At 63.7% G+C, this 9,465-nt stretch carries 6 protein-coding genes and 1 tRNA gene; 3 read left to right on the top strand and 4 right to left on the bottom strand.

The features are described 5' to 3' along the window. Positions 1–31 precede the first annotated feature (31 nt). A tRNA-Val gene (locus tag KDH09_08210) sits at positions 32–106 on the bottom strand. A gap of 169 nt (positions 107–275) precedes the next feature. Here KDH09_08210 and KDH09_08205 point away from each other — a divergent pair. Then, entirely contained in the window at positions 276–1,931 is a 1,656-nt protein-coding gene (locus KDH09_08205; protein MCB0219660.1) for a hypothetical protein, read from the top strand. Positions 1,932–1,934: 3 nt separating this feature from the next. On the opposite strand, the gene KDH09_08200 is transcribed toward KDH09_08205, so the two are convergent. Continuing rightward, positions 1,935–5,150: an AsmA family protein gene (locus KDH09_08200; protein MCB0219659.1), complete on the bottom strand. Its 3,216-nt coding sequence runs from the start codon at positions 5,148–5,150 to the stop codon at positions 1,935–1,937. Next, a complete protein-coding gene (locus tag KDH09_08195; protein MCB0219658.1) occupies positions 5,151–5,969 on the bottom strand; it encodes a carbon-nitrogen family hydrolase in 819 nt (272 codons plus the stop codon). A gap of 281 nt (positions 5,970–6,250) precedes the next feature. Between KDH09_08195 and KDH09_08190 the strand changes: the two genes are divergently transcribed. Beyond that, positions 6,251–7,396 (top strand): acyl-CoA/acyl-ACP dehydrogenase, encoded by a 1,146-nt coding sequence (locus KDH09_08190; GenBank protein ID MCB0219657.1) that lies wholly within the window; start codon positions 6,251–6,253, stop codon positions 7,394–7,396. A 48-nt stretch (positions 7,397–7,444) separates the two neighbouring features. Next, complete coding sequence (locus KDH09_08185) at positions 7,445–8,695, top strand: acyl-CoA dehydrogenase family protein (protein ID MCB0219656.1); 1,251 nt, start codon at positions 7,445–7,447, stop codon at positions 8,693–8,695. Between the two features lie 83 nt (positions 8,696–8,778). Here the strand turns inward: KDH09_08185 and KDH09_08180 are convergent. Further along, positions 8,779–9,465: hypothetical protein (locus KDH09_08180; protein ID MCB0219655.1), on the bottom strand; the 687-nt coding region annotated here is incomplete at its 5' end.

Raw genomic sequence — 9,465 nt, 5'->3', positions numbered from 1 at the left:
GCCAGCCGCAGCTCCCGAAGGGAGCGAAGGCTGGTGGGCGCAGCAGGGATCGAACCTGCGACTTCCACCGTGTGAAGGTGGCACTCTCCCGCTGAGTTATGCGCCCACGGGAAGGCGGAATCTACACTGGCCGGCCCCGGCTGGCAAGACTCTCTCAAGTGCTTTTCCGGCGGGGGGCCTGACCCGGGCGTCTCGGCTCGCAACGCCGGCTCGGGGCGGCTAGACTCCGTTTTGCAATGAAAATATCGACGCGCAAAGTATTTTGGCATCTGGGCATGGCAGCGGCGCTGGGTGCATCTCTTGGCGCCTGCGCGCAGGTTACGGGTGGCGGAGCGGGGGCCCCGGCCGGACCGCCCCAGGCCGAAGTTCTCATCGAGGAACGTCCGGCCGATCCGGCTCTGCTCGAAGCGCAGTTGGAGAAGCGCCGCGCCGAGGGGGCGGGCCCCGAAGAAATCGCCGAACTCGAAACCCTCATCGAATCGGCACGGCGCTGGGAAGCGCTGGAGGGCCAGCGAATTAAGGTCGCCCCGGAGAAGGCCGATGCCCTGCGCGAGACGCTGCGAGAGGCAGGCGCGCTCTCGGCCGCCCGGGCGCGCGAAGCGCTAAGGGGCAGTTCCGAGCGCGATGCCATCGCGGACATTGTCGATACCGAAGAGACCCTCGCGCCCGAGACATCCGTCTCCCCCCAGGCCAAGCCCGCGTTTGAGGATCGCATTCTCGACGCCGCGCGCCGGGGTGACGATGCCGCGCTCGACCTGGTGTTGGTGGAGATTCAGGACGCAGACTGGGCGCCGCTCTCGATGGACGCCACGTGGGCGCTGGCCAAGCGACTGGCGGCGGCCAATCGTTTCTCCGAAGCCGCCGATCGCATCGGCGCGCATGTGCAGCCGCTGGAAGACCGACCCTCGCGCGGACAGCTCTGGCTGGCGCGCGGCCAGTGGCTCCTGGCCGCCGAGCGCTACGACGAGGCGCAGAATTCTCTCTCTCAAGTGATCGAGGAATACGACGTGACCGCGGATCTGGTACGAGATGCCGAGGAACTGCTCCGCCGTCTTCGCGAGCGCCAGAGCGAGCAGGCCCGCGAGATGCTTGCCAAGCTGGTGGAGGCCGAGTCCATTCTGCGCGATGGTACTGACTTTGTGCGCGCCTACAAGCTCGCGCAGATTGTCGAAAAAGAATACCGCGGCACCGAACTCTCGCGTGAAGCCAAGACGCTCAGTGACGCGATCATCCGCCGCAGCGAGCAGCGCGCCACGCTGGAGATCAACTCCTTGTGGAACCAGTTCGATCTGGGACTCTCGCTCGAAGCGGTGGAGAAGAGCCTGCACAAGCTGGCCGAGATTTCACCGGGCGATTACGAACAAGCGCTCATTGCCCGCGCGATTGAAGAGTTTCGCGACGCCGAAATCGATCGCAAGGCCGGCGAGCTGCGCGACCGCGATCAGCGCATCGCCGACAAGTGGAGCGGCGCCGAGCAGGCCGAGGCCGAGGGTCGCTATGAAGACGCACTGGCGCTCTATCGCTCGCTCGTCGATTCCCCGCGCAAGGATGCGGCGCTGCTGAAGATTTCCTCGGTGGTCGATCAGATGGCGCGCTCCCAGCGCGAGCAGGCGGCGTTGCTGTTCGAGCGTGCGCTGGCCGAAGAAGATCCGGCTGCCCGGCGCAAGGCGCTCGAAGCGGTTGAAAAGACGCTCTCTAATTTGCTGGTTCGTTTCGAGGCCTTCAGCGACCGCGCCCGCGTGGAGCGGGACCTCGACTTGGTGCGCGATGAACTCGCGCGGGTGGCGGCTCCTGAAGCGACGCCCGAAGAGACTGGGCAGCCAGAGAGCGATGATGCTTCGATGGCACCGCCGACCTTCGACGATGCGCCTGCCGAGGACCCGGCGCAGGTTTCCCCGCCGCAGGCAGAGACTCCGGCCACTTCCGAATAAGATCTACTCTTCGAGACGAACGTCCAGTTCGCGCCAGGTGCCGCGAATGGGAATGGGTATGGCCAGGTTGCCGGCAAGGCGATTGACGACGGGAATCTGGTTGATGGCGAAGTCGAGCGGCTCGCTGATTTTCACCCGCGCCAGCATCTTCACGCGTTGACTGTTGAAGTCGATATCGCCGCTGCTGCTGATGTCGAATTTCGGGGACTCGAAGATCAGGCCGTCGGTATGGGCCACGCCGTGATTGAGCACAAAATCCCCTGCGATCTGGTTGTAGGGGATGCCGTCCTCGTAACTATCGAGCCCCTTCCAGTGGAGCAGGGTTAGAATCTGCGCAAGCACCTTGAGGTTCTTCACGTTGGCAACGCGCCCCTTCGAGGCGCGGATGCGTAGCGGCCCGCTCAGCGTCGAGAGGCACTGGTCGGGGGTGGAGCCCTCGCAGGTGAGCGCACCGGTTGAATCGAGCGTGCCCTCCACAGTTCCCTTGCTCAGGCCCAGCCAGGTCAGAAACGGTCCGGCGTCGAGCCCTTCGAGGCGCGGTTCCATGGCGATGCGGAACCCGCCTTCGAGGCGCTGCGCCACGTAACCCCTTTCAAAACGGTGCTGCCCGCCGGGACCCTGGTAGCTCACCTCGCCAAAATTCACGACGCCCTTGCGCGCGGCAACATCGGCGATCAGGTCGCGCCCGCGCATGGACTTCCAATGGAAGGACGCGGCCGAGAGCGCGATTTCAAAGTTTCCTTTTTCATAGAGCGCGGTGGGGGAGAGCGAGGGCGGAAGTTCGAGGCCCAGCGCATTGCCCTTCTCGGGCGGGGCAACTTCCACCGAGTCGACGCGCACGCCATCGGCGACTTCTTCGTCGACATCAAGGTGTTTGGATAGGCGCTCGCGTTCGATTTCGAGAAGCTGCGCACCTGAGAACAGCTCGCTCCAGTTCAGGCTGCTGCTCAGATCTTCGACATCGACATAGAGGGACTCGGCTTCGAGCCGTCCGCTGGGAATGCCGGCTTCACTGGAAGTAATCGCACCCGAGAGCTTGAAGTCCGAGGCGCCGAGCAGGGCCTGACACCCGAAGTCGTTTCGTCCGTCGCGCGAGAGCAGGAAGATGCAGTTCAGGTCCTCAATGGGCCGGCTCAGGAAAGGACCCTTGAGGCTGGTCTGTTTGAGGTGGACGCTGCCCGAGAGCTGGGGCGGCCCGGCATCTTCACCTGAGGGCGCGCGCAGGAAGAAGTCGCGAATGGAGATCTTTCCTTGCGCGCTGTAGCCGTGGGCGCCGCCCAGCGCGCTCATCATGGGTTTGAGATCGAGGTCCTCTCCATTGAAGGAGGCTTCAAAGGTTGGCGCCTTGCCCTGCGGGTCTTCGATGGCAATGGAGAAGCGCACCTCGGACTTGCCCGAGCGCCCGCGAATCATGGTTGTCTCCACGCGATCGGGGGAGAAGTTCAGGGAGCCTTCGAGGCTCGAGAGCTGGAGGCCCAGGTCCGGCAGGTCGAAGGCCAGGCGGCTGAAATCCAGCTTGCCCTCGTAGGAATAGTCGCCGGTTTCAAAATCAAAACCCATCTTTGCCCGCGCCGTGCCCAGCCCGCGCGCGCTGCGAAGCGGGGCGAGCTGCCGGCCGAAGGCGGGGAAGGCGTATTTGGGAAGCACGGTGGCGAGCCCTGCGATGGGCACCGCGCCATCTAGTTCGAGTTCCAGCAGGGAGTTCTCGCGAAGGTTGGCAAAGCCGCCGTCGAAGCCAAGGTCCACTGTGCCGTCGACCCGCGCGGTGCCGTTGCGGAAGAACAGGCCGCCGTTTTCATGGACCAGCGTGAGATTCATGTTCGAAAGATAGGGGCCCTTGTCTCCAAGGCCCACGCGCATCTTCATGTCTTCGAGCGCGCCCACGATGCGAATGGTTCCGGGCACGGCCCACATGGCGCCGTCGTGGAAGTGGTTTTCAAAAGAGATGTTGGTCTTCGTGCAGCGGCCGGTGCGCGCGATGCGCTCGCGAAGCGTGTCCTTTACGCTCGGCGCCACGGCATTCCAGGGGTAAAACTCGAAATCCTTCTCCCACTCGGCATTGCGCACATCGAGGTCCATCGCGAAGCCGAATTCGCCTTCGGGATAGTCGCCCTGGAAGAATCCCATTCGAATCCAGCGAACATCCATGCCGTTGATGTCGGCGTTGGAAATTCGAATTTCGAGCAGATCGCCCTGGCGCTCGATTTCCAGCGGCAGGTGCAGGCTGCGCGGTTCGAAGGGGACGGCCCACACGCTGGGCCAGTCGCCGCGGACCCCGTCGCCATCGAGCCTTCCGTCGACGACGAAGTGATCGGCCGGGTTGCCGGTCAGATGGAACTGCCCGCTCAGGACGCCGCGTTCCAGGCCCAGATCGGCGATGGGTTTGACGTTGTGGAACCAGCCCCAGTCCAGGTCGGTAAAGCTGGTGCGCGCGTTGAGCTGGGAACCGGCGATGCGGAAGTCCTCTTCGTGGAAGGTCCAGTTGCCATCGATATCGATGCGCGCCGGGCGTGATCCACCCGAGCGGATTTCCGTTGAGAGCTCGAACTCCACGGGAGTGAACGGGCGCAGGGGGCCGATGTGCAGCTTGAGGTCGGCGATCTCGCTGTGGTTGGGCCCCGCACTCAGGACGGGCAGGGCCGCGCTCGCCTCGGGCTCTTCGCCGTCGGCGGGTTTGCTCACATAGGTGATGCGACCGTGATCGATTTCCAGAAACTCGATGGGCGCGGCTTGCAGGGCCTTCTGGATCTGCTCGGAGAGGGGAACGGGCGCCGCGGCGGGAGCTTCTTCCCCCTCGGCGGCGGGCGCCGGTGCGGGGGAAAAGCGCGCGATCAGGTCATCGATGTTGCTCGCGCTCCCGGAGCGACGAAGGCGCACGATGGGTTCGTCGAGCAGCACGCCCGCAATCTCGATCTTGTCATCAAGGACGTAGGGAAGAATGCGAACCACAAAGGTGGCGGCATGCAGGTGGGCGAATTCCAGATCGCCCGAAGCGCTGCGGATGGAAACCTCGCCGGCGCGAAGGCCTACGCCGTGGGTGAGATCCAGGGAGAGGCGCTCGATGGTGACCCGCCGACCGGTCAGGTCGGTGAGCCGCGCCTCGAGCATCGGAATCTCCGGGCTGAAGTCGAGGACCTTGGGCAGAATGAGCAGACTGCCCACCAGCAGCAGCAGAAACAGGCCCGTCAGCCAGAGCAGATATCGTACGGTCTTGCGCAATTACTTGCTTTCCTGCGCCTGCCGCTCATTGAAAGCGGGCAGGCGGCTTCGAACTTCATCGGACAGCGCCGGCTCGACGCGTCCCCGGACGATCTCGGTGGCACCCTCGGCGTCGGTGGCCACGATCTCGCCCCAGGGGTCGATGATCGCAGATCCGCCGGCAAAAACCGTGTTCTCCATCACGCCGGTGCGGTTGCAGCCCAGAAAGAAGGCCTGATTCTCGATGGCGCGGGCCTGGAGCAGGGTGCGCCAGTGGGCCAGCCGCTCGCGCGGCCACTGGGCGGGAACCACGAAGACCCGCGCCCCGGCAAAGGCCAGGCGCCCGAGCCACTCGGGAAAGCGCAGGTCGTAGCAGATCGCCATGGCCATGGGTATCGCGTGCCACTCGAAGATCCGCGCCTCGGCATCGTCGCCCTCTTCATAGAAGAGGTGCTCGTGACCGATGGTGATGAGGTGCCGCTTGGCGTAGTGGCAGAGCCGCTCGCCGCGCTCATCGATAAAGAAAGCCCGGTTGGCATAGCGTCCGGCCTCGCGACCGGCCTCGATGATGGAGCCGGCGATGGCAATCTCCCGCTCGCGCGCGAGCGCGGCGAGCTTCTCCAGTGCTCTACCCGAATGCGCCGCGAATTCTTCGGCGCCATGGAAAGTAAAATTTGTCGTGAAGACTTCGGGCAGCACGGCCAGCGTGGGCGCGTCCCCGGCAACGGGAAGTTGCTCGAGCAGCGCAACCGCGCGCGCGAGATTTTCCTCGGGCCTGCCCAGTGCGACGTCGAACTGCAGCAGTGCAGCGGTGAATGATTGTGCGAGCTCGCCCGGCATATTCCTCTGCTTGCGGCGCAGTATAGCGACCGCCACGGAAAACCACTGGTCGCGCGACCAGACAGGGGCCTTCCCGCGGGTCCCGGTGAACGGGACTGCCCCGATAATAGTCCAATGATTCCAGCAGTTTCCAGTATACTTGGGGGAGGCGTTGACACGTCGCATAAATCTGTTTTACAAAACCGCCGCATGACTGAATGAACGCCCATTCAGTCCGGACAGAAGAACCAACATCAGGACCCTCTCACTCTGCTGAGAGAGAGCAGGAAGGAGACAGGCGCATGCCGGACCTCGGATATTCCGAAGACGAAAAGATGGTCCAGGACCTCATGAGCAAGTTCGCCCGCGAAGAACTGCGGACGATTGCTGAAGCTGCTGACACGAACGAGGCAGCCCCCGAAGAGGTACTGGCCAAAGGACAGACGGACCTCGCACTGGCCATCATGTCCATTCCCGAATCGCGCGGCGGAGCCTGGGAGGGCAACCCCCAGGACGTCCAGCACGTGGTGCGCACCGAGGAACTTTCCTACGGCTGCCCCGCGCTGGCGCTTTCGCTGCCGGGACTGGGACTGACCGGACCGGCGCTCATTTCCATCGCCACCGAAGAGCAGGCAGCCCCGCTGCTTGAGCCCTTCTGCGGCGAGTCGCCCGCATGGGCCGCGCTCGCGCTCACCGAAGGTGACGCCGGCGCGAACTTCGAACTCATGGAAACCACCTGCGAAGGCAGCGGTGAGAGCTGGAAGGTCACGGGCACCAAGGGCCCGGTGGTCAACGCCAGCCGTTCCGGCGGCTTCGTGGTGATCGCAAAGGCCTCCGACGGCCCCCGCGTGCTGTGGGTGGACAAGGAAGCGGCCGGCGTCGAAGTGAAGGAAGCCAAGTGGACCGGCCTTCGCGCCGCCGACATGGGCCACGTGGTCTTCAATGGTGCCGAGGGCAAGCTCCTTGGCGAAGACGACGCCGAGAAACAGGCCGCTGCCGCGCAGCAGATCCTCGACCACGCGCGCCTGACCGTGAGCGCCGCCATGATCGGCGCCGCCCGCGCCGCGCTCAACGAGTCCGTGGAATTCTCCAAGACCCGCGTGCAGTTCGGCGAGCCCGTCGGCCAGAAGCAGGGCCTTGCCTTCATGATGGCCGAGATGGCCATGACGCTCGAGGCCGCCTGGCAGCACGTGCTGGCGGTTGCTTCGCGCGCCGAGAAGGGCAAGTCCATCACGATCCAGGCCGCCAGCGCCCACGCCCACACCTGCGAAGTCACCCACACGGTGACCGAGCGCGGCGTGCAGGTGCACGGTGGTTACGGCTTCACCCGCGAGTATCCGGTGGAGAAGTGGATGCGCGATGTGCGCGTGCTCTCCCTGCTTGCGGGCGGGCTGAGCGAGTCGCTCCAGGCCGCCGCCGCCGAGATCGAGCCGAAGAAAAAGAAGTAATGCACGAGGCCCGATCATCGCGGGCACTCTCGAGAAGGAGAAACAGCAATGGATTTTGAACTCGATCCGATGCTCAAGGGAGTCCAGGGCGCCATCAACGCATTTGCGAAGTTCCAGATGCGCCCCAATTCCCGCAAGTACGACGAACTTCAGCAGATGCCCTGGCCGGTGATGAAACAGGCCGCGAAGATGGGCATGAGCATGTCCGGCTCCATGGGCAAGGGCGGAGGTCTCGGCTCGGTCGACACCGGTGAGAAGAAGGAAGGCGGCGACAAGCCCAAGAACCCGCTGGCCGCCAACCAGAACCTGATGAGCGTCGTGGGCGGCGAAGAGCTGGCCTGGGGCTGCGCGGGCATCGCGCTGGCACTGGCCGGTTCGGGCCTTGCCGCCACGCCGGTCTCCCAGATGGGAACCCCCGAGCAGAAGAAGGTCTTCTTCGACGCCATGGACGGCGAGACCGAAGAGGGCCACCCGCAGGTAGCCGCCATGGGCATCACCGAGCCCAACGCCGGCTCCGACATCTCCAGCATCAAGACCACCGCGGTCAAGGACGGCGACTACTACGTGCTCAACGGCACCAAGCGCTTCATCACCAACGGGTACAGCGCCAACGTGTTCGTCATCTGGGCCACCCTTGATCCGAGCCTTGGCCGCGAAGCCTACCGCAGCTTCATCATCACCCGCGGCACGCCCGGCCTGATTCCCGGCAAGAAGGAAGACAAGCTGGGCATCCGCGCCTCCGAGACCGCCGAGGTCTACATGGAGGACTGCCGCGTCCACAAGGACATGATGATGGGCGACAGCCTCGAAGCCGCCGCCGAGAAGAAGGCCGCCGCCGGATTCTCGGGCGCCAAGGCGATGTTCGACTCCACCCGCCCGATGGTGGGAAGCATGGGCGTCGGCATCGGCCGTAGCGCCTACGACTTTGCTGTCGAGTGGTGCCAGAACCACAAGCGCGGCGGCAAGTACCTCTACGAGGACCCCATCGTGCGTCACCGCCTGGCGGCGGTGAAGGCGCGCCTCGATGCCGCCCGCTACCTCGTGTGGAAGGCCGCGTGGATGGCCGACCGCAAGCTCGGCAACGTGAAGGAAGCCTCGATGAGCAAGGCCTACGGCGCCCAGGCCGGCTACCAGGCCTGCAGTGAGGCCGTCGACATCTGCGGTCCCGAAGCCCTCTCGCGCGAGTTCCTGCTCGAGAAGATGTTCCGCGACATCAAGATCTTCGACATCTTCGAAGGCACCGGCCAGATCCAGCGCCGCATCGTCGCCCGCGAACTCACGGGCCTCAAGGCGCAGTAAACCGCAGCTACGACGACGACCTCCGGGAAGAGGAAGTCAAAGAAACGGCCGCCCGATGGGCGGCCGTTTTGTTTTTGGGGGGCCTAGTTTGGGCACTTCAGCGAAGCCGAAATTGCACTGGCTGCGATCTCTGTTTCAGCAATTAGCGCATCTCTAGAAACCAATCGTTTCTCTGTGGCTACTGTGCGTTGGTTAGAAAGGTCTATAAGTGTGGCGCTGAGCAGATATTCATTTCCGACACTCGCGATAATGCCACGTGTGAGAAAGCTAGCTTGAGCATATTTGGCGATGTCAATTTGGCATTGCTCGGTTCCGCAGGCTTGTTCAAGCCCCATTTGCGCCGCAAGCTGCTGTATCATGTCCTCGGCAACGATGCGTATACATGGGTTTTCTGCGAGCGTGGTTTCGAAAACAGCAGACAACCCTTCTGCCAGGGCGCCGTCTATTTCGCCGCGAGCCGAGAAAGATGGTGCAGCCACTCCGACAGCCTCAGTCGTGGAAGGGACAGATTCGCGATAAGCGACAGTTTTGGCAGGTGCGCTTTCCTTGTAGGCGATCGCTGAACAGATGATGGCGGACCAGCAATTCTTTCCAAGCGATGATGCGTCGGGAGAACAGCTCACATTTCCAATCGCGGTAGCACCTTCTCGGGCTGCTTTGAACTTGAGCTGCTCTATCCCATTTTCTCGCGAAGGGGCAGCATCCCATATCTTGTTTTTGCAGGAAACCGCCTCGATTTTGGCTACTCGTTCGATTTCGGCCGACGAGAG

The sequence above is a fragment of the Chrysiogenia bacterium genome (assembly GCA_020434085.1).
Taxonomy (GTDB): domain Bacteria; phylum JAGRBM01; class JAGRBM01; order JAGRBM01; family JAGRBM01; genus JAGRBM01.
Note: the sequence above shows the minus strand (reverse complement) of the source record. Positions and strands in the feature narration are given on the sequence as shown.

Excerpts from the sequence above, each read along its gene's own strand:
- KDH09_08205 (MCB0219660.1), top strand. The coding sequence starts at position 276 with ATGGCAGCGGCGCTGGGTGCATCTCTTGGCGCCTGCGCGCAGGTTACG.
- KDH09_08195 (MCB0219658.1), bottom strand. The coding sequence starts at position 5,969 with ATGCCGGGCGAGCTCGCACAATCATTCACCGCTGCACTGCTGCAGTTC.
- KDH09_08190 (MCB0219657.1), top strand. The coding sequence starts at position 6,251 with ATGCCGGACCTCGGATATTCCGAAGACGAAAAGATGGTCCAGGACCTC.
- KDH09_08185 (MCB0219656.1), top strand. The coding sequence starts at position 7,445 with ATGGATTTTGAACTCGATCCGATGCTCAAGGGAGTCCAGGGCGCCATC.